This window comes from Streptomyces bauhiniae (assembly GCF_004784475.1).
In the GTDB taxonomy this organism is placed as follows: Bacteria; Actinomycetota; Actinomycetes; order Streptomycetales; family Streptomycetaceae; genus Streptomyces; species Streptomyces seoulensis.
The window spans coordinates 574,122-598,866 of sequence record NZ_SRRT01000004.1; the positions used below are offsets into that span (position 1 = coordinate 574,122).

Annotated in this window: 20 protein-coding genes and 1 riboswitch; of the genes, 6 read left to right on the plus strand and 14 right to left on the minus strand. The window is 71.4% G+C overall.

Features of this window, described 5'->3' with window-relative positions; all coding sequences use genetic code 11:
• Window positions 1-141: 141 nt before the first annotated feature.
• From E5083_RS16465 to E5083_RS16475, 3 genes are all read right to left on the minus strand, one after another.
• Complete coding sequence (locus E5083_RS16465) at window positions 142-885, minus strand: M23 family metallopeptidase (protein ID WP_135786442.1); 744 nt, start codon at window positions 883-885, stop codon at window positions 142-144.
• Window positions 886-897: 12 nt separating this feature from the next.
• A riboswitch (cyclic di-AMP (ydaO/yuaA leader) is annotated at window positions 898-1,051 on the minus strand.
• Window positions 1,052-1,283: 232 nt separating this feature from the next.
• The gene (locus tag E5083_RS16470) at window positions 1,284-2,672 is read right to left on the minus strand and encodes a M16 family metallopeptidase (protein WP_135786443.1); all 1,389 of its coding nucleotides are present in this window, start codon (window positions 2,670-2,672) and stop codon (window positions 1,284-1,286) included.
• A complete protein-coding gene (locus E5083_RS16475; protein ID WP_135786444.1) occupies window positions 2,669-4,063 on the minus strand; it encodes a M16 family metallopeptidase in 1,395 nt (464 codons plus the stop codon). The genes E5083_RS16470 and E5083_RS16475 overlap by 4 nt, the downstream gene beginning before the upstream one ends.
• Window positions 4,064-4,373: 310 nt before the next feature.
• Here E5083_RS16475 and E5083_RS16480 point away from each other — a divergent pair, with 310 nt between their 5' ends.
• The gene (locus E5083_RS16480; protein ID WP_135786445.1) at window positions 4,374-6,827 is read left to right on the plus strand and encodes a DNA gyrase/topoisomerase IV subunit A; all 2,454 of its coding nucleotides are present in this window, start codon (window positions 4,374-4,376) and stop codon (window positions 6,825-6,827) included.
• A gap of 29 nt (window positions 6,828-6,856) precedes the next feature.
• On the opposite strand, the gene E5083_RS16485 is transcribed toward E5083_RS16480, so the two are convergent.
• Together E5083_RS16485 and E5083_RS16490 are read right to left on the minus strand one after the other, a co-directional pair.
• Window positions 6,857-7,933 (minus strand): CobW family GTP-binding protein, encoded by a 1,077-nt coding sequence (locus E5083_RS16485; RefSeq protein WP_135786446.1) that lies wholly within the window; start codon window positions 7,931-7,933, stop codon window positions 6,857-6,859.
• Window positions 7,934-8,081: 148 nt separating this feature from the next.
• Window positions 8,082-9,263: a citrate synthase/methylcitrate synthase gene (locus E5083_RS16490; RefSeq protein ID WP_135786447.1), complete on the minus strand. Its 1,182-nt coding sequence runs from the start codon at window positions 9,261-9,263 to the stop codon at window positions 8,082-8,084.
• A gap of 112 nt (window positions 9,264-9,375) precedes the next feature.
• On the opposite strand from E5083_RS16490, the gene E5083_RS16495 reads away from it, so the two are divergent.
• Genes E5083_RS16495 through E5083_RS16505 form a run of 3 tightly spaced genes read left to right on the plus strand, consistent with a single transcriptional unit; the run spans window position 9,376 to window position 13,328 of the window.
• Entirely contained in the window at window positions 9,376-10,635 is a 1,260-nt protein-coding gene (locus tag E5083_RS16495) for a citrate synthase (RefSeq protein WP_135786448.1), read from the plus strand.
• A gap of 37 nt (window positions 10,636-10,672) precedes the next feature.
• Window positions 10,673-11,614, plus strand: a complete 942-nt coding sequence (locus E5083_RS16500) for a sucrase ferredoxin (RefSeq protein WP_135786449.1) — start codon at window positions 10,673-10,675, stop codon at window positions 11,612-11,614.
• A 49-nt stretch (window positions 11,615-11,663) separates the two neighbouring features.
• Entirely contained in the window at window positions 11,664-13,328 is a 1,665-nt protein-coding gene (locus E5083_RS16505; protein ID WP_135786450.1) for an ATP-binding protein, read from the plus strand.
• A gap of 18 nt (window positions 13,329-13,346) precedes the next feature.
• Here E5083_RS16505 and E5083_RS16510 read toward each other — a convergent pair whose 3' ends face one another.
• Genes E5083_RS16510 through E5083_RS16520 form a run of 3 tightly spaced genes read right to left on the minus strand, consistent with a single transcriptional unit; the run spans window position 13,347 to window position 16,131 of the window.
• The gene (locus E5083_RS16510; RefSeq protein WP_135786451.1) at window positions 13,347-14,396 is read right to left on the minus strand and encodes an ABC transporter substrate-binding protein; all 1,050 of its coding nucleotides are present in this window, start codon (window positions 14,394-14,396) and stop codon (window positions 13,347-13,349) included.
• A 60-nt stretch (window positions 14,397-14,456) separates the two neighbouring features.
• Window positions 14,457-15,326 (minus strand): ABC transporter permease, encoded by an 870-nt coding sequence (locus E5083_RS16515; protein ID WP_135786452.1) that lies wholly within the window; start codon window positions 15,324-15,326, stop codon window positions 14,457-14,459.
• A complete protein-coding gene (locus E5083_RS16520; protein WP_135786453.1) occupies window positions 15,316-16,131 on the minus strand; it encodes an ABC transporter ATP-binding protein in 816 nt (271 codons plus the stop codon). The genes E5083_RS16515 and E5083_RS16520 overlap by 11 nt, the downstream gene beginning before the upstream one ends.
• Window positions 16,132-16,289: 158 nt before the next feature.
• Between E5083_RS16520 and E5083_RS16525 the strand changes: the two genes are divergently transcribed.
• Window positions 16,290-16,982: a response regulator gene (locus tag E5083_RS16525; RefSeq protein ID WP_130337316.1), complete on the plus strand. Its 693-nt coding sequence runs from the start codon at window positions 16,290-16,292 to the stop codon at window positions 16,980-16,982.
• A gap of 29 nt (window positions 16,983-17,011) precedes the next feature.
• On the opposite strand, the gene E5083_RS16530 is transcribed toward E5083_RS16525, so the two are convergent.
• The 6 genes from E5083_RS16530 to E5083_RS16555 all read right to left on the minus strand — a co-directional run bounded on the left by E5083_RS16530 (window position 17,012) and on the right by E5083_RS16555 (window position 24,039).
• The gene (locus tag E5083_RS16530) at window positions 17,012-18,604 is read right to left on the minus strand and encodes a solute symporter family protein (RefSeq protein WP_030803162.1); all 1,593 of its coding nucleotides are present in this window, start codon (window positions 18,602-18,604) and stop codon (window positions 17,012-17,014) included.
• Window positions 18,601-19,158: a DUF485 domain-containing protein gene (locus tag E5083_RS16535; protein WP_208754062.1), complete on the minus strand. Its 558-nt coding sequence runs from the start codon at window positions 19,156-19,158 to the stop codon at window positions 18,601-18,603. The genes E5083_RS16530 and E5083_RS16535 overlap by 4 nt, the downstream gene beginning before the upstream one ends.
• Window positions 19,159-19,227: 69 nt before the next feature.
• Window positions 19,228-19,917: a response regulator transcription factor gene (locus E5083_RS16540; RefSeq protein ID WP_135786454.1), complete on the minus strand. Its 690-nt coding sequence runs from the start codon at window positions 19,915-19,917 to the stop codon at window positions 19,228-19,230.
• Window positions 19,914-21,065: a sensor histidine kinase gene (locus tag E5083_RS16545; protein ID WP_167513552.1), complete on the minus strand. Its 1,152-nt coding sequence runs from the start codon at window positions 21,063-21,065 to the stop codon at window positions 19,914-19,916. Before E5083_RS16545 ends, E5083_RS16540 begins: the two co-directional genes overlap by 4 nt.
• Entirely contained in the window at window positions 21,062-21,610 is a 549-nt protein-coding gene (locus E5083_RS16550; RefSeq protein WP_135786455.1) for a DUF1453 family protein, read from the minus strand. The genes E5083_RS16545 and E5083_RS16550 overlap by 4 nt, the downstream gene beginning before the upstream one ends.
• 305 nt (window positions 21,611-21,915) lie before the next feature.
• Complete coding sequence (locus E5083_RS16555) at window positions 21,916-24,039, minus strand: DNA gyrase/topoisomerase IV subunit B (protein ID WP_135786456.1); 2,124 nt, start codon at window positions 24,037-24,039, stop codon at window positions 21,916-21,918.
• Window positions 24,040-24,478: 439 nt separating this feature from the next.
• Here E5083_RS16555 and E5083_RS16560 point away from each other — a divergent pair, with 439 nt between their 5' ends.
• Window positions 24,479-24,709, plus strand: a complete 231-nt coding sequence (locus E5083_RS16560) for a DUF7455 domain-containing protein (RefSeq protein WP_086691807.1) — start codon at window positions 24,479-24,481, stop codon at window positions 24,707-24,709.
• The last annotated feature ends 36 nt before the right edge of the window (window positions 24,710-24,745 follow it).

A 24,745-nucleotide genomic window follows, 5' to 3' on the forward strand; every position in this document is an offset into this window, starting at 1 on the left:
CTTGTTCCGTGACTCTATGGCAATGCGCGAGCTTTTCCGATGGCGTACCGGAATCCATGGCTATTTTTTGGACAGCGCGCGGAGGAAAGCGCAGCGAAAAGCCCCGGCCGGGTGGGCCGGGGCTTTCACGGGACCGGAGGGTCAGACGTTCACGCCGTGCTTGCGGAGGTAGGCGACGGGGTCGATGTCGGACCCGTAGTCGGGGCCGGTACGGGCCTCGAAGTGCAGATGCGGGCCGGTGACGTTGCCGGTGGCGCCGGACAGGGCGATCTGCTGGCCCGGAATGACCCGCTGGCCCACGCTGACGCCGATGGAGGACAGGTGGCCGTACTGGGTGTACATGCCGTCGGCCATCCTGATCACGATCTCGTTGCCGTACGCGCCGCCCCAGCCGGTGGAGACCACGGTGCCGGCGCCGGCCGCGTGGACCGCGGTGCCGCTGGCGGCGTGGAAGTCGATGCCGGTGTGCGAACCGGACGACCACAGGGAGCTGGAGGACTGGTAGGCGGTGGAGACGTAGGAGCCGGTGATCGGCATGACGAAGGAGTTGAGGCGCTCGCGCTCGGCCTTGCGGGCGGCGCGCTCCTTGGCCTCGCGGGCCCGCTCGGCGGCGGCGCGCTCGGCGGCCTCCTCGGCGGCCTTGCGCTCGGCGGTCGCCTTCTGGGCGGTGGCCTGCGCGGCGATCTCGTCGGCGAGGGTGTCGCTGACGGCGATGACGGGGGTGAGGCCGGTGTTCTCGACGGAGTTGTCCGCGGCGAGCGCCGGGGAGGCCGCGAGGGTGCCGACGACACCGGTGGTGAGAGCCGCCACACCGGCCGCCGCAGCGGTGGTGCGCTTGACCCGGCCGGGCTTGCGGTGCTTCCCGGTGGCGCACATGAACGCCATGAGCAGGCTGTTCCTTTCCTTCCCTCTCGCCTACCGGGTTAGCTGACGGGTTCGGAGCAGGAAGGTCTCCTACGGCCGCCCTCGCTTGACGCGCGGGCGCCCGATTCACCCCAAGGGACTGCGTGGGTCCCCGGCTCCCCCTAAGGGGACTCGGCGATGGCTGTCCGGTGCCGCGGGCGCGGCGCACTGCCTGACGAACAGCCCGGAAGAAGCTAAAGGGGGCGGGAGCGGATCTTCAAACGGGTCCGGACTTTTGTAGCGCATCCCACACGCCCGAGGGGGTAACCTCCGCCCCAATCCGGACATTTGGTGACCGCTGTTCGAGGACGCTCCCGAACACGCGTGTGGGCCCTGACGACTTGTGTGTCATCAGGGCCCACGCGCGTACGGCTACTCGGCTACTCGGCCGAGACCACCTTCACCTCGCCGATGCCGAGCGCCTCGACGGGCTCCTTGATCTGGGCGGCGTCGCCCACCAGGACCGTGACCAGCCGGTCGGCCGGGAAGGCGTTCACCACGGCGGCCGTGGCCTCCACGGTGCCGGTGGCCGCGAGCGTGCGGTACAGCTCCGCCTGGAAGTCGTCCGGCAGGTGCTGCTCGACCTGGTCCGCGAGGGTGCCGGCGACGGCGGCGGCCGTCTCGTACTTCAGCGGGGCCACGCCGACGAGGTTCTGCACGGCCACGTCCCGCTCGGCGTCGGTCAGGCCCTCGGCGGCCAGCGTGTGCAGCACCGTCCACAGGTCCGCGAGCGCGGGGCCGGTGTTCGGGGTGTCCACGGAGCCGCTGATGGCGAGCAGCGAGGCGCCGGTGCCGTCGGGGGCGGAGCGCAGCACCTGGCCGAAGGAGCGCACGCCGTAGGTGTAGCCCTTCTCCTCGCGCAGGACGCGGTCCAGGCGGGAGGTGAGGGTGCCGCCGAGGCAGTACGTGCCGAGCACCTGGGCGGGCCATACGCGGTCGTGCCGGTCGGAGCCGATGCGGCCGATGAGGAGCTGGGTCTGCACGGCGCCGGGCCGGTCGACGATGACCACGCGGCCGGTGTCGTCGGCGGTCACCGGCGGCACCGGGCGGGCCTGGCCGGGCGTGCCGGTCCAGGCGCCCAGGGTCTCGGCGAGCAGCGCGTCGAGGTCGATGCCGTCCAGGTCGCCGACGACCACCGCGGTGGCGGTGGCGGGGCGGACATGGCGGTCGTAGAAGGCGCGGACGGCGCCCGCGTCGATCTTCTCGACGGTCTCCTCGGTGCCCTGGCGCGGCCGGGACATGCGCGCGGAGGCCGGGAACAGCTCCTTGGACAGCTCCTTCGCGGCGCGCCGGGCCGGGCTGGCCAGCTCGTGCGGGATCTCGTCCAGGCGGTTGCGGACCAGGCGCTCGACCTCGCTCTCGGCGAAGGCGGGGGCGCGCAGGGCGTCCGCGAGCAGGGTGAGGCCCTTCTCCAGGCGGGAGGCGGGCACCTCCAGGCTGAGCCGGACGCCGGGGTGGTCGGCGTGCGCGTCCAGCGTGGCGCCGGCCCGCTCCAGCTCGGCGGCGAACTCCTCGGCGGAGTCCTTGTCGGTGCCCTCGGAGAAGGCGCGCGCCATGATCGTGGCGACGCCGTCGAGACCGGCCGGCTCGGCGTCCAGGGGAGCGTCGAGCAGTACCTCGACGGCGACGACCTGCTGGCCGGGGCGGTCGCAGCGCAGCACGGTCAGGCCGTTGTCCAGCGTGGAGCGCCCGGGCGCCGGGAACGCCCACGGCTTGGCCTCGCCGGCCTGCGGCTGGGGGTGGAACTCCATGGGGGCGAGCTCGGTCACTTGGCCGTCTCCTCGTCGTCGTTGCCGGCCTCTACGGTGGCCTCGTGCTCCGGGTCGTCGGGCAGGCCGGTGTCCTCGACCGCCTCCGGGGACTTCGGCTCGTAGACGAGCACGGCGCGGTTGTCCGGGCGCAGGCGGGCCGCCGCGACCTCGCGGACCTCTTCGGGGGTCACTTCCAGGACGCGCTGGACGGCCGTCAGGGCGAGCTGCGGGTCGCCGAACAGGACGGCGTACCGGCACAGTTCGTCGGCGCGGCCCGCGACGGTGCCGAGCCGGTCCAGCCACTCGCGCTCCAACTGGGCCTGGGCGCGCTCCATCTCCTCCGGGGTCGGGCCCTCCTGAGCGAAGCGGGCCAGCTCCTCGTCGATCGCGGCCTCGATGACCGGGACCTCGACGTCGCCCGAGGTCTTCACGTCCAGCCAGCCCAGCGAGGGCGCGCCGGCCAGCCGCAGCAGCCCGAACCCGGCGGCGACGGCCGTACGGTCGCGGCGCACCAGGCGGTTGTAGAGGCGGGAGGACTCGCCGCCGCCGAGGACGGTGAGGGCGAGGTCGGCCGCGTCGGACGCGCGCGTGCCGTCCTCCGGGAGCCGGTAGGCGGCCATCAGGGCGCGCGCCGGGACCTCCTCGACGACGACCTCGCGCAGCTCGTCCCCGATGACCTCGGGCAGCGAGCCGTCGCGCGGGGCGGGCTTGCCGTCGTGGCCGGGGATGGAGCCGAAGTACTTCTCGATCCAGGCCAGCGTCTGCTCGGGGTCGATGTCGCCGACCACGGAGAGGACCGCGTTGTTGGGCGCGTAGTAGGTACGGAAGAACGCGCGGGCGTCCTCCAGCGTGGCCGCGTCCAAGTCGGCCATGGAGCCGATCGGGGTGTGGTGGTAGGGGTGGCCCTCGGGGTAGACCATCGCGGTCAGCTTCTCGAAGGCGGTGCCGTAGGGGACGTTGTCGTAGCGCTGGCGGCGCTCGTTCTTGACGACGTCGCGCTGGTTCTCCATCGACTCGTCGTCCAGCGCGGCCAGCAGGGAGCCCATGCGGTCGGCCTCGAGCCACAGGGCGAGTTCGAGCTGGTGGGCGGGCATCGTCTCGAAGTAGTTGGTGCGTTCGAAGCTCGTGGTGCCGTTGAGCGAGCCGCCGGCGCCCTGGACCAGCTCGAAGTGGCCGTTGCCCTTGACCTGGCCGGAACCCTGGAACATCAGGTGCTCGAAGAGGTGCGCGAGGCCGGTGCGGCCCGCGACCTCGTGGCGGGAGCCGACGTCGTACCAGAGGCAGACCGCCGCGACCGGGGTCAGGTGGTCCTCGGAGAGCACCACGCGCAGACCGTTGGCCAGGCGGTGCTCGGTCGCTGTCAGGCCCCCGGAGCCTGCCTGGGCGGTGGTCGTGTGACCCATGGGCATGTACGTCCCTTCGCAAGCGGTGGCGGTGGAGTGAAACCGCGGTTTTCCTGCCGTTCCTGCCACTGTATGCAAAGCGTGCGAGGGCCCGGCGGAGTTCCCGCCCGACGTACGCCCACAGCGGATCGACTAGCCTGCGTCAGGCGTGCTCATGGCGAGCGCGCTCCCGGCCGGCGTACGGCGGTGGAGCGCCGGGCCGCCGAGCACCGGGTCGGACCCGTACGGACCGGGTCGCGGCCCGCGTTGTCAGTGCCCCGGTCCACAATGGTCCGCGTCCGATCCGTCCCACGCCTTCAGCAAGGAGCCGGCAGCGATGGCCCGCCGCAGCACCAAGACCCCGCCGCCCGACGACTCGTACGAGGAGAAGATCCTCGACATCGACGTCGTGGACGAGATGCGCGGCTCCTACCTCGAATACGCGTACTCGGTCATCTACTCGCGTGCTCTGCCGGACGCCCGGGACGGTCTGAAGCCGGTGCACCGCCGCATCGTCTACCAGATGAACGAGATGGGCCTGCGCCCCGAGCGCGCCTACGTGAAGTGCGCGCGCGTGGTCGGCGAGGTCATGGGCAAGCTGCACCCGCACGGCGACGCGTCGATCTACGACGCGCTGGTGCGCATGGCGCAGCCCTTCTCGATGCGCGTCCCGCTGGTCGACGGACACGGCAACTTCGGCTCCCTGGGCAACGACGACCCGCCGGCCGCCATGCGGTACACCGAGTGCCGGATGGCCGCCGCGGCGAGCCTGATGACGGAGTCGATCGACGAGGACACGGTCGACTTCGCGCCGAACTACGACGGCCAGGAGCAGGAGCCGGTCGCGCTCCCCGCCGCCTTCCCGAACCTGCTGGTCAACGGCTCCTCCGGCATCGCGGTCGGCATGGCGACGAACATGCCGCCGCACAACCTGCGCGAGGTCATCGCGGCCGCCCGCCACCTGATCAAGCACCCGAACGCGGACCTGGACGCCCTGATGCGGCACGTCCCCGGCCCCGACCTGCCCACCGGCGGCCGGATCGTCGGCCTGGACGGCATCCGGGACGCGTACGCCAACGGCCGCGGCTCCTTCAAGATGCGGGCGACGGTCGCCATCGAGGCGGTCACCGCCCGCCGCAAGGGCCTGGTCGTCACCGAACTGCCCTTCGCGGTCGGCCCGGAGAAGGTCATCGCGAAGATCAAGGACCTGGTCAACGCGAAGAAGGTCCAGGGCATCGCGGACGTCAAGGACCTCACCGACCGCGAGCACGGCCTGCGCCTGGTCATCGAGATCAAGAACGGCTTCGTGCCGGAGGCGATCCTGGAGCAGCTCTACAAGCTGACCCCCATGGAGGAGTCCTTCGGCATCAACAACGTGGCGCTGGTGGACGGCCAGCCGCTCACGCTGGGCCTGAAGGAGCTGCTGGAGGTCTATCTCGACCACCGCTTCGAGGTCGTGCGCCGGCGCAGCGAGTTCCGCCGCACCAAGCGCCGCGACCGGCTGCACCTGGTCGAGGGCCTGCTGACCGCGCTCGTCGACATCGACGAGGTCATCCGGGTCATCCGGTCCAGCGAGAACTCCGCGCAGGCCAAGGAGCGCCTGATGGAGCGCTACGGCCTGAGTGACATCCAGACCCAGTACATCCTCGACACGCCGCTGCGCCGCCTCACCAAGTACGACCGGATCGAGCTGGAGGCGGAGAAGGACCGGCTCAACCAGGAGATCGAGGAGCTGACCCGCATCCTGGAGTCGGACGCGGAGCTGCGCAAGCTGGTCTCGGGCGAACTGGCCGCCGTGGCCAAGAAGTTCGGCTCCGACCGGCGTACGGTCCTGCTGGAGTCGGCCGCCTCCCAGGTGGCCACGGTGCCGCTTCAGGTGGCCGACGACCCGTGCCGGGTGCTGCTGTCCTCGACCGCGCTGCTGGCGCGTACGACCGGCGCGGAGCCGCTCACCCAGGAGGGCGGCCGCGTCAAGCACGATGTGATTGTCTCCTCGGTGCCGGCGACCGCGCGGGGTGAGATCGGGGCGGTGACGTCCAGCGGGCGCCTGTTGCGGATCAATGTGGTCGACCTGCCCCAGTTGCCGGACACCGCGAGCGCGCCGAACCTCTCCGGAGGGGCGCCGCTGGCCGAGTTCGTGTCCCTGGAGGGCGACGAGAGCGTGGTCTGCCTGACCACGCTGGACGAGACCTCGCCGGGCCTCGCGATCGGTACCGAACAGGGCGTGGTCAAGCGGGTGTTGCCCGACTACCCGTCCAACAAGGACGAGTTGGAGGTCATCACCCTTCGGGAGGGCGACCGGATCGTCGGCGCGGTGGAGCTGCGCACCGGCGAGGAGGACCTCGTCTTCATCTCCGACGACGCCCAACTCCTGCGCTACCAGGCGGCCCAGGTGCGCCAGCAGGGCCGCGCGGCGGGTGGTGTGGCGGGCATCAAGCTCACCGAGGGCGCGAAGGTGATCTCGTTCACGGCGGTCGACCCGGCCGTCGACGCGGTGGTGTTCACGGTGGCGGGCTCGCGGGGCACGCTGGACGACTCGGTGCAGACGACGGCCAAGCTGACCCCGTTCGACCAGTTCCCGCGCAAGGGGCGGGCGACCGGTGGTGTGCGCTGCCAGCGGTTCCTGAAGGGCGAGGACTGCCTCGCGCTGGCCTGGGCGGGTCCCGCTCCGGCGCGGGCGGCGCAGAAGACGGGGCTGCCGGTGGAGCTGCCGGAGGTGGACCCGCGGCGGGACGGGTCGGGGACGTCGTTGCCGAAGACGGTCTCGGTGGTGGCGGGGCCGGTGGTCTAGCGGGGCGCTCCGCTGCGGTGTGCCGGGTTTTACGGGGTGCCGGGCTCGTCCTCGGAGCCCGGCACGTAGCGGAGTACGCCCCACATGGCCTGCTCGTCGGTCTCTTCCGCGCCGCCTCGGCAGGCGTCCAGTTCCTTGCCGAGGGCATCCGCGTCGATGCCGGTGCCGATCAGGACGAGCTGGGTGAGGCGGTCCGCGCCGGGCGGCCAGGGCTCGGGCAGGAAGCGCAGGAAGCGGCCGACGGCGTGTACGGCGTAGCGGTTGGCGGGGTCGTGGGCGCCGAAGTCGACGTAGCCCTTGATCCGGTACAGGCCCTCGGGGCGGCTGTCCAGGAAGCGCATCAGGGCGCGGGGGTCCATGGGGGTGTCCGAGGTGAAGGACAGGGTGTCGTAGGCGGAGTGCAGGTGGGCGGGGTGGGCGTCGTGCTCGCCGTGGCCGTCGGGCTCGGCGTGGCCGTCGTGGCTGTGCAGGTCGTCGAAGGAGAGCTGGCCGACGCGCTCCTCGCTGGGGCGGCAGTCGAAGAGGAATTCCGGGTCGACGCGGCCGTAGGTGGCGGGGAGTACGGCGCCCTCGGTGAGTCCGTGGACCAGGCCGAGGACGCGGTCGGCGTCGGGTGCCCGGTCGAGCTTGTTGACCACGACCAGGTCGGCGAGGGCGAGGTGCCGGTCGATCTCGGGGTGCCGGGCGCGGGTGTCGTCGAACTCGGCGGCGTCGACCACCTCGACGAGCCCGCCGTACCTGATCTCCGGCTGCTCGCTGGCCAGCACCATCCGCACCAGCTCCTGCGGCTCGGCGAGCCCGCTGGCCTCGATGACGATCACGTCGATCCCGGCGGCCGGGGCGGCGAGCCGGGCCAGATAGGTGTCCAGCTCGCTCGCGTCGACCGCGCAGCACAGGCAGCCGTTGCCGAGTGACACGGTGGAGTCCCCGAGCGCCCCGGCGACGGCCATCGCGTCGATCTCGATCGACCCGAAGTCGTTGACGACGGCCCCGATCCGGCTGCCCCCGCTGCGGTGCAGCAGATGGTTGAGCAACGTCGTCTTCCCGGACCCCAGGAACCCGGCCAGCACGACGACCGGAATCTGCGCACTACGGCTGTTCGCCAACGGGTGGCACCCTTCCCACACTTCTCGCCGGGCGCCGCACCGGGCGTGCGGCGCCCGGTGGACGGACTGTCCGACCAGGATACGAAGGGTGCGGTGGGCTGCGGCGGCACCAGAGGGGTCTTAGCGAGGGGGGCTCAGCGGCGGGGCCTCAGATACCGGCGGGCACCGGGGCCGGCGCCGGGACGGGCACGGGCGCCTCGGGGCCGACGTAGCGGGCCACCGGGCGGATGATCTTCGGGTCGGCCGCCTGCTCCAGGATGTTGGCGCTCCAGCCGACGACGCGTCCGGCGGCGAAGGTGGGCGTGAACATCTCCCTGGGCAGACCGCACAGTTCCATGACCACTCCGGCGTAGAACTCGACGTTGGTGTGCAGTTCACGGCCCGGCTTGAGTTCGGCGAGGATCGCCTCGACGTGCCGCTCGACCTCCACGGCGAAGTCGACGCGCGGGCCGCCGAAGCCGAGGGCGATCTCGCGGAGCATGCGGGAGCGGGGGTCCTCGGTCCGGTAGACGGCGTGGCCGAAGCCCATGATCCGGTCACCGGCGAGGACGCGTTCGCGGACCCAGGGGTCGATCCGGTCGGGGGTGCCGATCGCGTCGAGGGTGTCGAGGGCGCGGCTGGGGGCTCCGCCGTGGAGAGGGCCGGAGAGCGCGCCGAGGGCGCCGACCAGGCAGGCGGCCACGTCGGCGCCGGTGGAGGCGATGACGCGGGCGGTGAAGGTTGACGCGTTGAATCCGTGGTCAATGGTGGAGATCAGGTATTGCTCGACCGCACGGGCCTGTCGAGCCTGCGGTTCTTCGCCGGTCAACATGTACAGGTAGTTGGCGGCGTACGACAGATCAACGCGGGGCTCGACCGGCTCAAGTCCCTGCCCGAGCCGGTACAGAGCCGTCAACAACGTCGGTACGGCCGCGCACGCGGCGAGGGTGTCCGCGCGGCGCCGGCCTGCGTCGATGTCGTACACGGGCCGGAAGCCGCGGGCCGCGCCGAGCAGGGACAGGGCCGTACGGAGTCCGGCGAGCGGACCGGCGACGCGGCTGGCGGCGGCGACGGCGGGGAGCGCCTCGCGGACCTCGTCGGGCAGGTGCCGCAGTCCGGCGACCTCGGCGGTGAAGGCGGTCCGCTGCTCGGGGTCGGGGAGGTCGCCGTGGACCAGGAGGTGCCAGACGTCCTCGAAGCCGCGGGTGCGCGCGAGTTCGACGGCGGAGTACTGGCGGTAGTGGTAGAAGCCCTCGGCTCCCCGGACATCGCCGATCTCGGTGTCGGTGACGACGACGCCGGCGAGTCCCCGCGGTACCTGGACGAGGGGTGCGGTCCTGTTGCTGGACATGATGTTCCTCCCTGAACTTGATCCGACTGTCCATGCTTGACCAGATCGCTGTCAATATTGATTGAATCAACATTGCCCATCCACCTGTCCAGAGAGGGCTACGGTGACCCTCATGCGCGCTCACGAACTCGCCCCGGGCCGGCCCGAAGGGCGGCTGACCACCAAGGAGACCGCCGAATTCCTCGGCGTGAAGCCGGAGACGGTCTACGCCTACGTGAGCCGGGGCCTGCTCAGCAGCAGACGCGAGCCCGGCAGCCGCGCCAGCACCTTCGACGCCCAGGAGGTGACGGCCCTGGCCCAGCGCAACAGGCGGGAGGCGGCCACGACTTCGGCCTCCGGCGTCGACCTGTCCGTACGGACCGGCATCACGTTGATCGAGGAGGACCGGTACTACTTCCGTGGGGTGGATGCCACGGAGCTGGCCGCGCGCCACTCGTTCGAGGAGGTCGCGGAGTGGCTGTGGACCGGCCGGCTCGTCCCCGGCGCCTCCTTCACCGCGCCGGACTCAACCGTTGACGCCGCCCGTCGCGCCGTCAACGCCCTGCCCGCGCACGCCTCCCCCACCGACCGGCTGCGCGCGGCGGCCATCGCCGCGTCAGCCGAGGACCCGCTGCGCTTCGACCTGTCCGAGGAGTCCGTACTCGGCGCGGCACGCGTGCTCATCCCCACGCTCGTCGGCGCCCTCCCCCCGGCCCGGCGCGACCACCCCGACGACGGCCCCCTGGCCCACCGCCTGTGGCACAGGCTGACCGGCCGCCCCGCCGACGACGCCTCGGTACGGGTGCTGGACACCGCGCTCGGTCTGCTCGCCGACCACGACCTGGCCGCCTCCACCCTCGCCGTCCGGGTCGCCGCCTCGGCGCGCGCGCACGCATACGCGGCGGTGTCGGCCGGGCTCGGCGCCCTGGAAGGCCCACTGCACGGCTCAGCCAGCGGGCTGGCCCACCGGCTGCTGCTCGAAGTCCTCGACCAGGGCAGCGCGGGCCCCGTGATCGCCGCCGAACTGCGGGCCGGCCGCCGCGTCCCCGGCCTGGGCCACCGGCTCTACCCCGGCGAGGACCCGCGCGCCCAGGCGCTGTTCGGGCTGCTGGAGCAGCTCCCGACCGCCGAACCCGCCCTGCTCGCCGCGCGCGACATCGTCGCCACCACGGCGCGGCACACCCCGCTGCACGCCAACGTGGACCTCGCCCTGGCAGTCTTCACGGCCTCCCACGGCATGCCCGACACGGCGGGCGAGACCCTCTTCGCCGTGGCCAGAACGGCGGGCTGGATCGCGCACGCCCTGGAGGAGTACGGCGAACGCCCGCTGCGCATGCGCCCGAGCGGCCAGTACGTGGGCCCGCGACCCCCACGACCACTGCCCGAACCCTGAGTCGTACCCACCCGCAAGTCAGGTTAGGCTCACCTGTGTGAGTAGGTGTGCGACCGTCTCCCGGAACCTCGACGAGCCCGTTTCCGGTACGGCGGCCACGGCGACGACGTGGCTGCTGCTGGAACAGCCGGGCCCCTGGGGCGCGAAAGCGCTGACCGCGAGCCATCTGGACCCCGCGCTGGGCCGCGCCCTGGAGGCCGCCGCCAAGGACACCGGCGTACGGGTGGCGCTGATCAGACGCCCCGGCCGGCACGCGGACCCCGGCACACCGCCCGTACGGCAGGTGTATGTGGCCCACACAGTTCCGGGAAACGTGTGGCTGTACGGCACCACCACCCGCGACCCGCGCCACCTCCTCGGCCTGGACTTCGCCGCCCTGGGCGCGGGCGACCCCCGCTCCTTCGTGTCGGCGCTCGGCGGGCGCCCCCAGACCGGTGACCCGCTCGCGCTGGTGTGCACCAACGGCAAGCGCGACCGCTGCTGCGCCCTGCTGGGCCGCCCGCTGGCCGCCGAACTGACCGCGTCCGACGTGCCCGGCGTCTGGGAGGTCACTCATCTGGGTGGTCATCGCTTCGCCCCGACCGTGCTCGTGCTGCCGTACGGCTACGCGTACGCCCGCGCGGAGGCGCACACGGTCAAGGAGGCCCTGCACCGCGCGCAGGACGGGCAGGTGCTGCTGGATGACTGCCGCGGCCGCTCGGCCTGGGACCGCCCCGGCCAGGCCGCCGAGCTGGCCGTACGGACGGCGACGGCCGAGTACGCGGCGGACGCGCTCCACGTCGTCCGCACCGAGGGCGCCGCGCCCCGCTGGGAGGTCACCATCGGCCATACGGACGGCCGGGGATGGCGGGTGACCGTGGCCCAGACCGCCGCGCTGCCGCCGCGCCCGGAGAGCTGCGGGGTGGACGTCCTGGGCACCCCCGCGCGGATGGACGTCGTCGGCATCAGGGCGCTGCACACGGCGGCCCTGGCGGGCTGACAAGGCGCCCGCCCTGGGAGGCACGCACGATCCCGCGTACCGTCTCGGCATGCCTCCCACTCCCCCGGCCCGCCGTCCGCGACTCGGCCTGCCCCGGCGGGCGTTCGCGCAGGTCCTGCTCACCCAGGTGACGATCGCGGCCGGGGTCGCGGTCCTCGCGACCGGGCTCTTCCTGGCGCCGCTCAGCGGACAACTGGACCAGGAGGCGATGCGCCGCGCGCTGGTCATCGCGCAGACCACCGCCCAGGACCCGGCGATCGCCGAGGGCGTCCTGCGCACCCGGCCCACCCCCGACGGGCCGGTGCAGCGGGAGGCCGAGCGGATCAGACGGGCGACGCACGCCGAGTACATCGTGGTGATGGACGCGCGGGGGACGCGCTGGTCCCACCCGACCACCCGGGAGGTAGGCCGCCGCGTCTCCACCGACCCCAGCCGCGCCCTGTCCGGACGCCAGGTGATGGAGATCGACCGGGGCACCCTCGGCCGCTCCGCGCGCGGCAAGGTGCCGCTGTACGACGCCGGGCACCGGATCGTCGGGGCGGTCTCGGTGGGCATCGCGTACGACAGCGTGCGCGCTGGGCTGCTCGGCGCGATCCCCGGCCTGCTGGCGTACGCCGGGGGCGCGTTGGCGGTGGGCGCGCTGGCCGCCTGGCTGATCTCCCGGCGGGTGCACCGGCAGACCCGTGACCTGGCCTTCTCCGACATCTCGGCGCTGCTCGCGGAGCGCGAGGCGATGCTGCACGGCATCCGGGAGGGCGTGGTCGCACTGGACCGCGGCGGCCGGATACGGCTGCTCAACGACGAGGCGGGCCGGTTGCTCGGCATCGGCGACGAGGCGGTCGGGCGCTCGCCCGACGAGGCGCTCGGCGCGGGCCGCACGACGGACGTACTGGCCGGCCGGGTGACCGGCACCGATCTGCTGACGGTGCGCGGGCGGCGCGTGCTGGTCGCCAACCGGATGCCCACCGAGGACGGCGGCGCGGTGGCCACCCTGCGCGACCGCACCGAGCTGGAGCGCCTCGGCCGCGAACTCGACTCCACGCACGGCCTGATCGACGCCCTGCGCGCCCAGGACCACGAGCACGCCAACCGCATGCACACCCTGCTCGGGCTGCTGGAGCTGGAGATGTACGACGACGCGGCGGAGTTCATCGGGGAGCTGGTCGGAGAGCACCGGGCGACGGCCGAACAGGTCACGGAGCGGATCGAGGACCCGTTGCTGGCCGCGCTGCTGGTGGGCAAGGCGACCGTCGCCGCCGAGCGTGGGGTGGCCCTCAGGCTGTCCGAGGAGACCTGGCTGCCGGATCGGCTGATCGACCCGCGCGGCCTGGTCACGGTGCTGGGCAACCTCGTGGACAACGCGCTCGACGCGGTCGCGGGCACTCCGCACGCGCGCGTGGAGGCGGAGTTGCGCCCCGAGGGCCGCACCGTGGTGCTCCGGGTACGGGACACCGGTCCGGGCGTGCCCGAGGAGCAGCGGGAGTCGGTGTTCACGGAGGGCTGGTCCACCAAGGAGCCGCCCGCGCACGGCAAGCGCGGCATCGGCCTGTCGCTGGTGCGGCGCCTGGCCGAACGCCAGGGCGGCTCGGCCTCGGTGGGCGCGGCGGCGGGCGGCGGCGCGGAGTTCACGGTGGTGCTGCCGGACGCGCTGGGCGACCCGGTGCCCTCGGGCACGGAGGAGGCGCGGGGGCACCAGGCACCCCGCGCCCTTTGAGCGGCTCCTCGCAAGCGGCTACTTGGCGGCCTTCTCCGCGAACTCGGTGGTGTACGTCTTGTCGAGGTCGACGTCGGCGTTCTTGATGTTGGGACTGAATGCCTTGAGCACCTTCTCAACGGTCTCCGGTCCCCGCGCCGGCATGATGCCGTCCTTGGTGAACATCGGCAGAGTGCTCTTGATGGCGGCCGCGTAGAGCTTCTCGTCGCCCTGGGAGTAGTCGGACGGCATCTTGGCCGCGATCTCGTCGGCGCTGTGGGTGGACATCCACGTGAGCGTCTTGACGAACGCGTTGACGAGCTTCTGGACGGTGTCCTTGTGACCGTTGACCCAGTCCGTGTTCATGTACAGGCTTGACGAGGGGTACGGTCCGCCGAGCGCCTCCTGCGAACCCTCGGGCGTACGCATGTCGATCAACACACGGCCGGCCTTCTTGGCCAGGATCGTGGCGACGGTCGGGTCGGTGGTCATGCCCGCGTCGATGGAGCCCTTCTGCAGCGCCGCGATGAACGTCGGCCCGGCTCCCACGGCGACCGGGCTGAACTGGTTCACCTGGACGCCGTGCTTGACCGCGAGGTACTTGGTGAGGAAGTCGGTCGACGAACCGAGCCCGGTCACACCGAGCTTGCGGCCCTTGAAGTCGCCGGGCGAGTGGATGTCGCCGGTCTTCTTCGCGGACACCACCTCCACCTCGCCGGGGGCGTGCGAGAACTGCACGACGGACTCGACCGACTTGCCCTTCACCTGGAGGTCGAGGGTGTGGTCGTAGAAGCCGACGGCGCCCTGGACCTGGCCGGAGACGAGCGCGGTCTCCGCCTGGGCCCCGGCGGGCTCGGTCAGCAGCTCCACGTTGAGGCCCTCGGCGTCGAAGTAGCCGAGCCGCTGGGTGAGCATCGCGGGCAGGTAGATGACCTTGTCGAGACCACCGACCATGATCTTGACCTTGGTGCCCTTGCCACCGCCCCCGGAACCGCCATGGCTGGCCACCTCGTTGGCGCAGGCGGTGAGCGAGGTGAGGGAAAGCAGACAGGCGGTGGTGAGCGAGGCGATTCTGGTGCGCTTGCGCATGACGAGTCACGTCCTTGGGACTGTGCGGGGTGCGGGGAGTACGGCGCGCGGAACGGCGGTTCAGTGCCCGGAGTCGGAGGACTTCCAGCGGAAGACGCGGCGCTCGGCGAAGGTCAGCAGCCCCTCGGCGAGGAGCGCCACGACCGCGAGGATCACCATCGCGGCGTACACACCGGCGGAGTTGAGGGTGCCCTGCGACTGCGCGACGAGCAGCCCGATGCCCCGGGTGGCACCGATGTACTCACCCACGATGGCGCCGATGAGCGCGAAGCCGAAGCTGACGTGCAGGCTGGTGAAGATCCAGGAGGTGGCCGAGGGGATGACCACCTGGAGGGTGACCTGCCGGTCGGTGGCGCCCAGGATGCGGGCGTTGGCGACCAGGTCGCGGTTGACCTCGCGTGCGCCCTGGAAGGCGTTGAAGAACACCGGGAAGAACACGAGGACCACGGCCGAGGCGACCTTGGAGGCGGGGCCGAGGCCGAACCAGATCAGGAAGATCGGGGCGAGCACGATCCTCGGGATGGAGTTCAGCACCTTGATGTAGGGGCCGAACAGGTCGGCGAGGAAGGCGACCCGGCCGAGCGCGATACCGAGGACGACACCGGCGACAACGCCGATGACCCAGCCCAGCAGCGCCTCGTACAGCGTGTACCAGATCTGTTCGCCCAGGGAGCCGAGCGCGGTGCCGTGCAGCACCCAGGAGGTGATCTGGTCCCAGATCTCCGACGGCATCGAGAAGTTGAACGGGTCGATGACCTCGGCGCGGGACAGGCCCTCCCACAGGCCGAGCACGCCGATCAGCAGCAGTACGCGGGCCACCACCACGATCACCCGGCGCCTGCGGGCGGCCTGCGCCCGCGAACGGGACGGGGCCGGGGTCTGCGGCTTGACGGGGTCGGCGAGCGGCGGGGTCACGGTCTCAGGCGACATCGGCGGCACCTCGCTCACGGGTGATGCGGACCTCTTCACCGAGGGACTCCCAGATCTCGCGGTAGATCTCGATGAACTTGGGCTCCAGCCGGATCGACTCGACCTTGCGCGGCCGGGGCAGGTCGATGGTGAACACCTGCTTGACCGTCGCGGGCCCGGCGGTCATCACGACGACCTTGTCGGCCAGCGCGATCGACTCCTCCAGGTCGTGGGTGACGAACACGACGGAGGCGCCGGTGCCCTCCCACAGCTCCAGCAGCTCGTCCGACATCAGGGCGCGCGTCTGCACGTCGAGCGCGGAGAACGGCTCGTCCATCAGCAGGATCTCGGGGTCGTTGACGAAGGTCGCGGCGAGGGCGACGCGCTTGCGCTGGCCGCCGGAGAGCTGGTGCGGATACCGGTCCTCGAATGCGGCGAGCCCCACGCGGGCCAGCCACTCGCGGGCTTTCTGCTTGGCCTCCGCCTTGGGCACGCCCCGGAAGCGGGGGCCGGCCATCACATTGGACAGCACCGTGCGCCAGGGGAAGGTGGCGTCCTGCTGGAAGACGAAGCCGACCCGGTCGCCGACGCCGTCGACCGGCTGCCCGGCCACCAGCACGTCGCCCTCGGAAGGCTCCTCCAGCCCGCTGACCAGGGTCAGCGTGGTGGACTTGCCGCAACCGGTCGGCCCGACGACGGCGACGAACTCGCCACGCTCCACGGTGAGGTCCAGGCCGCGCACCGCGGTGTGCGGATCGCCGGAAGGGGTTCTGAAGATCTTGCTCGCGCCCCTCAGCTCGATGGCGGGGCTGGTGTCTGCGCTCATGCACCGGGACGGTAGGGGCGGCGCCACTCCGGCAGCAGTCTTGTGCGCGCAACCCCTTCTTTTGCTCGCAAGAACCTGTTGTGCTCGTTTTGCTCACGCTACAACTGCGGAGCCGAAACACGGGCTTAACGCTCGCCGGCCTTAAGGGAGAGGCCCCGATGATTGACGTGCTGGTCGTGGACGACGATTTCCGTGTCGCCGAGATCAACGCCAGGTACGTGGGCAAGGTTCCCGGCTTCCGGGTGGCCGCCCGCGCCCACAGTGCCGCCCAGGCGCTAGCCGCCGTCGAACGCGGCGGCGTCGACCTGGTGCTGCTCGACCACTATCTGCCGGACCGCACCGGCCTCGAACTCGTCCACCTCATGCGCCAGCACGGCCACGGCACCGACGTCATCATGATCACGGCGGCCAGCGATGTGACGACCGTCCAGCAGGCGATGCGGCTCGGCGCGCTGCACTACCTGGTGAAGCCCTTCACTTTCAACGCACTGCGCGGCCGCCTGGATTCCTACGCCGCCCTGCGCCGCACCGTCGACCGGGTGGGCGGACGCGGAGTGACAGGCCAGGAACAGGTCGACCGCATCTTCGGCGCCCTGCGCACGGCCCCCGCCCCCTCGGCCCCGGGACTCCCGAGCGGCCACACGGAGCCGACCTCGGACCTGATCTGCGGAGTCCTGCACGGCGCGGAACAGCCCTTGTCGGCGCACGAGGTGGCGTCCCGCACCGGGCTGAGCCGCTCCACCGCCCAGCGCTACCTCCGTCACCTGGAGCAGGCGGGCCGCCTACGGCTGTCCCTCAGATACGGGGACACCGGGCGGCCCGAGCACCGGTACGCCTGGGTGGCGCCATAACGCTGTGACGCCGCCCAGGCCCGGTGTTCCTACACGGCTCCCGCACCGGTCAGCGAACGCACCTCGGTCTCGGCGAACTTCGCCTCGTCCGGCACCTCGTCCGAGGTGACCGTCCCCAGCCAGCCCGCGAGGAAGCCGAGCGGGATCGAGACGATGCCCGGGTTCTGGAGCGGGAAGTACTGGAAGTCCACGCCGGGGAAGAGCGAGCCGGGGCTCCCCGACACCACGGGCGACAGCAGCACCAGGATCACTGCGGGGATCAGCCCGCCGTACACGGCCCAGACCGCACCGCGCGTGGTGAAGTTCCGCCAGAACAACGAGTACAGCAACGTCGGCAGATTCGCCGAGGCAGCCACCGCGAAGGCCAGCCCGACCAGGAACGCCACATTCAGGTTCCGGGCCAGCAGCCCCAGCGCGATCGCCACGACACCGATGGCGGCCGCCGCGATCCGCGCCACCGCCACCTCGCCGCGCGGCGTGGTCGGCCTGCGCCGCAGCGACGCGTACAGGTCATGGGCGACCGACGCCGAGGAGGCGAGGGTGATCCCGGCGACCACCGCGAGAATGGTGGCGAAGGCGACGGCGGCCACGACCGCGAACAGCACGGTGCCCCCGGTGGAGGAGGCACCGCCGCCCAGGTCGAGCGCCAGCAGCGGAATCGCGGTGTTCCCGGCCGCGTTGGACCGCCGCAGCGCGTCGGCGCCCACCACGGCGGTCGCCCCGAAGCCGAGGACGATCGTCATCAGGTAGAAGCTGCCGATCAGCCCGATCGACCACACCGTGGAACGCCGGGCCGCCCGCGCGGTCGGCACCGTGTAGAAGCGGGACAGGATGTGCGGCAGGCCCGCGGTGCCCAGTACCAGTGCCAGACCGAGGCTGATGAAGTCCATCCGCGCGGTCCAGTCACCGCCGTACTTGAGCCCCGGCGCCAGGAACGACGCCCCGTGCCCACTGCGCTCGGCCGCCGTCAGCAGCAACTGGTTGATGTCCCCGTGGAACCGCACCAGGACCAGCACGGTCATCACGATCGTCCCGACCAGCATCAGGACGGCCTTCACGATCTGAATCCAGGTGGTCGCCCGCATCCCGCCCAGCGACACATAGATCACCATGAGCGCGCCGACCCCGATGACCGTCCACGCCTGCGCGGCCCCGCCGGAGCCGCCGAGCAGCAGCGCCACCAGGCTTCCGGCGCCCACCATCTGGGCGACCAGGTACATGACGGAGACGGTGACCGAGGCGGTGCCGGTGGCGATCCGCACCGGCCGCTCGGCCATCCGCGCGGCGACCACATCGGCGAGGGTGAACCGGCCGCAGTTACGCACCAGTTCGGCCGCGACGAACAGCACGACCAGCCAGGCCACGAGGAACCCGACGCCGTACAGCAGCCCGTCGTAGCCGTACAGCGCGATGAGCCCGGTCACCCCGAGGAAGGAGGCCGCCGAGAGATAGTCGCCGGAGATCGCGAACCCGTTCTCCAGCGGGGTGAAGAGCCGCCCACCGGCGTAGAACTCCTCCGCCGACCCGTGTCTGCGTCGGCTGACCCAGGTGGTGATGCCCAGGGTCACGGCCACGAACGCGCTGAACAGGACCAGCGCCAGCATCTGGTGGTGGCTGGTCACGAGGTGCCTCCCTGGACGCCACGGGTCAGCTCCTGGGTGTCCCAGCGCAGCTCCAACGCGGGCCGGTCGCGCCGCAGTCGCGCGTGCCGTGCGTAGGCCCAGGTGAGCAGGAAGGTGCTGGCGAACTGCCCCAGCCCGGCGAGCATCCCCACGTTCACCGCCCCTATGACGGGCCGCGCCATCAGTCCGGGCGCTGCCGTCGCGGTGACCACGTACCCCACGTACCAGACGAGGAAGGCGGCCGCTCCCGGCACCACGAACCTCCGGTACCGGCTGCGCACCTCCTGGAACGCCTCGCTCTGCTGCACCGCGAGATAGACGTCCCGCGCTCGAGCCTCCGCGATCTCCCGCTCGGCCTCACCACGCGGACGCGGTACGGCCGCCGGCGCGGGCATCCCCACCCCGTCCAGCTCGCCCCAGCCGGCGGTCAGCGTGTCGTGCCAGGGGTCCTCTTGCCGCACGTCGCGGGAAGTCACGCTCTGCTCTTCCTGGTTGTCGGCCGAACTTCCGGGACCGTTCCCGGCACCGAAGTGTCGACCATTGCTTGACTGCATACCCAAGGATGGACAGATCGGGAAGATCCGCGACACACCTTCCCGTACCACTTCACCCCATCAGGTGAGTCACTCCGCCCTCGGCCGCACCATGCCCTTCCCATACGCGTAACGCACCGCCTGCGCACGGTCCTTGAGGCCCGTCTTGGCGAAGAGATTGTTGATGTGCGTCTTCACGGTCGCCGTGGAGACGTGCAACTTCCGGGCGATGTCCTGGTTGCTGAGCCCTTCGCCGATCAGCACCAGCACCTCGCTCTCGCGGGTGGTCAGCCCGTCGGGCGGCTCGGGCGGTGCCGCAGTCGTCCGCACCTCGGCCTGGGACAGCTTCTCCAGCAGCCGGAGTTGGATGCCCGGCGCCAGCCCCGCCTCTCCCGACAGCACGTTCTGAACCGCGCGCACGATCTCCTCCCCGCCCGCGTCCTTGGTGAGGTATCCCCGCGCCCCGGCGCGCAACGCGGCGAACAACGACTCGTCGTCCGCGAACGTGGTCAGCACCACCACCTGCGTGCCCGGATACTCGCTCCGGATACGCCGAGTGGCCTCCACCCCATCGCAGCGGGGCATCCGCAGGTCCATCAGCACCACGTCCGGGGCCAGTTCGCCGACCAGGCGCACCGCCTCCTCGCCGTCCCCGGCCGCACCGACTACGTCGAGACCGGGCAAGAGCCCGAGCAGCATCACAATGCCTTCCCGCACCACGGTCTGATCGTCGGCGACCACCACCCGCGCGGGCTTCCGCTCCCCCTCCGGCGCCGTCATACCGGCACCTTCAACGTCACCACGAACCCCTCCTCGTCCGGCCCCGCGTCCAGCGAGCCGCCCAGCAGTTCGGCGCGCTCCCGCATGCCCAGCAGACCGTACCCGCCGCCGGACGCGGCCAGTTCGCCCGGACGACCGCCCTTGTCCCGCACATCGAGGGTCACTTGATGCGCGCTGTAGTCGAGCCGGACCCGCACCTTGGCGCCCTGGGCGTGCTTGCGGACGTTCGTCATCGCCTCCTGCGCCACCCGGCGCACCGCCTGCGACGCCTCGGCCGGCAGCGCCCTGCGCTCACCCGTGACGGTGACCTCGCCCCCGTCCGTCACGCTGACGAGATCCGTCAGGAACTCCTCCAGCGGGGTCAGTTCACCCCTGAGCGCCGACAGCGCCTGGCGGGTCTCGGCGAGCCCGTCACGGGCCATCCCCCGCGCGGCCACCACCCGCTCCAGCACCTGCTCACGGCTCGCGTCGCGCTCCAGCAGCAGCCGGGCCGCCTCCAGGTGCACCATCTGCGCCGAGAGGCTGTGGGCCAGCACGTCGTGGATCTCCCGCGCTATCCGCGCCCGCTCGCTCAGCGCGGCCGACTCCGCCTCCGCCTCCCGCGCGGCCCGCTCCTGGGCGAGGAGCCGCTGCGCGTTGCCCCGCGCCTCCGAGTCCAGCCGCGCGACGTAGCCGGCCAGCGCCAGCCCGGCCACGGTGGAGGCGGTGGTGAGCCATACGTCCTTGTTGAAGACCGCGAAGGAGGCGAGGGCGACCGAGGTCACGGGTACCGCCGCCGCGAGGGGCAGCCGCTCCAGGGCGAGGATGCCGCAGCCGCACCAGAGCACCAGGGCGGGGCCTCCGAAACCTGTCACCTGGGCGGCGACCGCCAGGGCCAGGAGCACGGCGACGAGCGCCAGGGACGGCAGCAGCCGGTGGGCGTAGGTGGCGCGGAAGTAGCCCCACGCCGCACCGGAAGCCAGCAGCACGCCTGCCACGGCGGCGGCCTCTCCCCACAGGGGGATGTCGTCCTGTCTGAGGGCCGCCCACAGCAGCAGCCCGAGCAGCACCACCCTGATGGCCCGGCCCAGCAGACGCCGGGGGCGGCTGACGCCCTCCTTGCTGAGCGCCTCGCGTGAGGGCCAGCGGGTCCAGGAGTTCTCGTTCACACCCGCTCCTTCCAGGCCGGCCGTGCCACCGGGGCCGCCGGTGCCGACGGCGTTCCGTCACCGTACGTCGGGGCCGGGGCGGGCGAGGAGGTCAGCAGTTGTGCCCGCGAGGCGGTGATGCCGCCGCGGACCAACAGGGTGGCGGCGAGGCCCAGCATCAGGGCGGCACTGTCCTGCCGGACCCCGAGGACGTACCCGAGGCCGTAGAGGCCGCCGCGCAGGACGATCCCCCCGGCCCACACGGCCGCGCTGGCCTTCGTGCTGCGGCTCCACACGACCCCGTCTGCGGCCCTCCAGATCCGGGTGGTCCAGGCCCAGCCGGCTCCGGTGACGACCCCGACGGCCACTTCGGCGACGAGCAGTCCGAGTGACTCGATGCGGTGGTGGGAGTCCACTATGCCGGGCCCGCGCAGCGCCATCACCGCGAGAATCGCGGGCGCCAGCCACCAGCGCCGCTCGGCGTCGATGGCATGGGTGCGGAACTGCCTGACGATCACCAGCACGGCGACGGCCACGATCACCAACGCGTCGACGAACCCGGACATGCGAGCCTCCGTGTACGAGAGGGGCTGTCGGAGGCGGTCGCTCCCGACACCCTCGAAACTACGGAAATCCGCAGGCCACGGGATCGGAGCGGGGGTGGATCACGGGTGGATCTCTACACGGCGGACTTCTCCACCCACGGGTGGAGAGATCTTGGGGGAAACCCTGAGCCGGACCGGACGGGACAGGGGCGGACGGGACAGGGGCGCGGCCACCGGCAGAGGTACAGCAACAAAAACGGGAGCACCGGCCAAGGCCAGTACTCCCGTCCTCCCGCCCGCACCCGGTCAAAGCCGAGTGCCCACGGCTACGCGTCGATCCGCGACCGGTCCAGCGTCGCCGCCGAGCTGGAGATGAACTCCTTGCGCGGCGCCACGTCGTTGCCCATCAGCAGATCGAAGACCTGCTCGGCGGCTTCGAGGTCCGCGAGGTTGATCCGGCGCAGGGTGCGGTGGCGCGGGTCCATCGTGGTCTCGGCGAGCTGGTCGGCGTCCATCTCACCGAGGCCCTTGTAGCGCTGGATGGAGTCCTTGTACCGGACGCCCTTGCGCTGGAACTCCATGAGCGTGTCCCGCAGCTCGCGGTCGGAGTACGTGTAGACGTACTTGTCCTGGCCCTTCTTCGGCTGGATCAGCTCGATGCGGTGCAGCGGGGGAACCGCGGCGAAGACCCGGCCCGCCTCGACCATGGGCCGCATGTAGCGCTGGAAGAGCGTGAGCAGCAGGCAGCGGATGTGGGAGCCGTCCACGTCGGCGTCCGTCATCATGATGATCTTGCCGTAGCGGGCGGCGTCGATGTCGAAGGTGCGGCCCGAGCCCGCTCCTATGACCTGGATGATCGCGCCGCACTCGGCGTTCTTGAGCATGTCGGTCACGGACGAGCGCTGCACGTTGAGGATCTTGCCCCGGATGGGCAGCAGCGCCTGGAACTCGGAGTTGCGGGCCAGCTTGGCCGTACCGAGCGCGGAGTCGCCCTCGACGATGAACAGCTCACTGCGGTCGACGTCGTCGCTGCGGCAGTCCGCGAGCTTGGCGGGCAGGGACGAGGACTCCAGGGCGGTCTTGCGGCGCTGGGCGTCCTTGTGCTGGCGGGCGGCCACCCGGGTGCGAGCGGCGGCGACGACCTTCTCCATGACCGTGCGGGCCTGTGCGGCGTCGTCGCGCTTGGTGGAGGTGAGGAACGCCTTGAGTTCCCGGGCGATCACGGTGGAGACGATGCGGCGGGCCGCCGAGGTGCCGAGGACCTCCTTGGTCTGGCCCTCGAACTGCGGCTCGGCCAGGCGGACGGTGACGACCGCCGTCAGGCCCTCCAGCGCGTCGTCCTTGACCACGTCGTCCTCGGCGACGCGCAGCATCTTCTTGGCGCGCAGCACCTCGTTCATCGTCTTGGTGACCGCCTGCTCGAAGCCGGCCACGTGGGTGCCGCCCTTGGGGGTGGCGATGATGTTGACGAAGGACTTCAGGTTGGTGTCGTAGCCCGTGCCCCAGCGCAGCGCCACGTCGACACCCAGCTCGCGGGTGACCTCGGTGGGCGTCATCTGGCCGTGGTCGTCGAGGACCGGCACGGTCTCCTTGAAGGTGCCCTGGCCCGAGAAGCGGAGCGTGTCGCAGACCGGCTTGTCGGTGGCCAGGTACTCGCAGAACTCGCTGATGCCGCCGTCGAAGCGGAAGGACTCCTCGCCCTTGCTGCCACCGTCACCGAGGCCCATCTCGTCGCGCACGACGATGGTCAGGCCCGGTACCAGGAAGGCGGTCTGGCGCGCCCGCTGGTGCAGGTTGTCCAGGGAGAGCTTGGCGTCCTTGAGGAAGATTTGCCGGTCGGCCCAGTAGCGCACGCGCGTACCGGTGCGGTTCTTCGGGATCTTCTTGGTCTTGGTGAGGCCGGTCCCGGCCTCGAACTTGGCCTCGGCGCCGCCCCGCGCGAAGGCGCCCGGAACACCGCGGCGGAAGCTGATGGCGTGGGTGCTGCCGCTCCGGTCCACCTCGACGTCGAGCCGGGCGGAGAGCGCGTTCACCACGGAGGCGCCGACGCCGTGCAGGCCGCCGGAGGCCGCGTAGGAGCCGCCGCCGAACTTTCCGCCCGCGTGCAGCTTGGTCATGACGACCTCGACGCCGGACAGACCGGTCTTGGGCTCGACGTCCACGGGGATGCCGCGGCCGTTGTCCCGGACCTCGACGGAGCCGTCGTCGTGGAGGATCACCTCGATGCGGTCGCAGTAACCGCCGAGGGCCTCGTCCACGGAGTTGTCGATGATCTCCCAGAGGCAGTGCATCAGGCCGCGGCTGTCGGTCGAGCCGATGTACATGCCCGGACGCTTGCGCACGGCTTCGAGGCCCTCGAGGACGAGGAGGTGCCGCGCGGTGTAGTTGGAGCCGTCCCGGTCTGCTCCTGCCAGCAGCGCAGTGGACGGCACGGACGTATCGGCGGTCACGCGGTTCGCTCCTCGCTGAATTTCAGATGGGCCCCTGGTGGGTACGGGGCCGGCTTCGGTCGCCGCTCAGAGGGTACCGATGCCTGGTAGAGCCGGTGTAACGCCACCCTCGGCGGGGAACTCAGACTAGCCGAGGGTCGTACGGACGTTCGATCCCTCGATGGAGTGAAGCACACATCACGTTCCCTTCGAGGCATGAACCATTTAGGCTCCGGGCACGTCCTCATCAACAACCGGCAACCCAGCCGGGAGGACCGACCCCCAAGAACGCGCGAACCCGTACGCACCAGACCACGCACTACGGCACATTCGCCGCCAACCGGCAACACCCAGCCATCCCGAAAGAAATTTTCGACGGAAAGCCACGAGCGGGAACGAATTCGGCCTGGTTGGATGTTGACCCTGGTACGACAGCTCGTCGAGCTAGAGAAGAGGCGACGTGACTACTGTTCTGACCCCCGCGAGCCCGCTGACGGCCGCCGATCGCTGCGACCGCTGCGGCGCCCAGGCATACCTGCGCGTCGTCCTGCTGAGCGGCGGAGAACTGCTCTTCTGCGCCCACCACGGGCGCAAGTTCGAGCCGGAACTCAAGAAGATCGCCGCTGAGATACAGGACGAGACGGAGCGGCTCACGTCCGTTCCCGGCACCTCTGCCACCGAAGAGCGCTGAATCTCGCACCCACCCGACGAGCCAGCCCCGGCATAG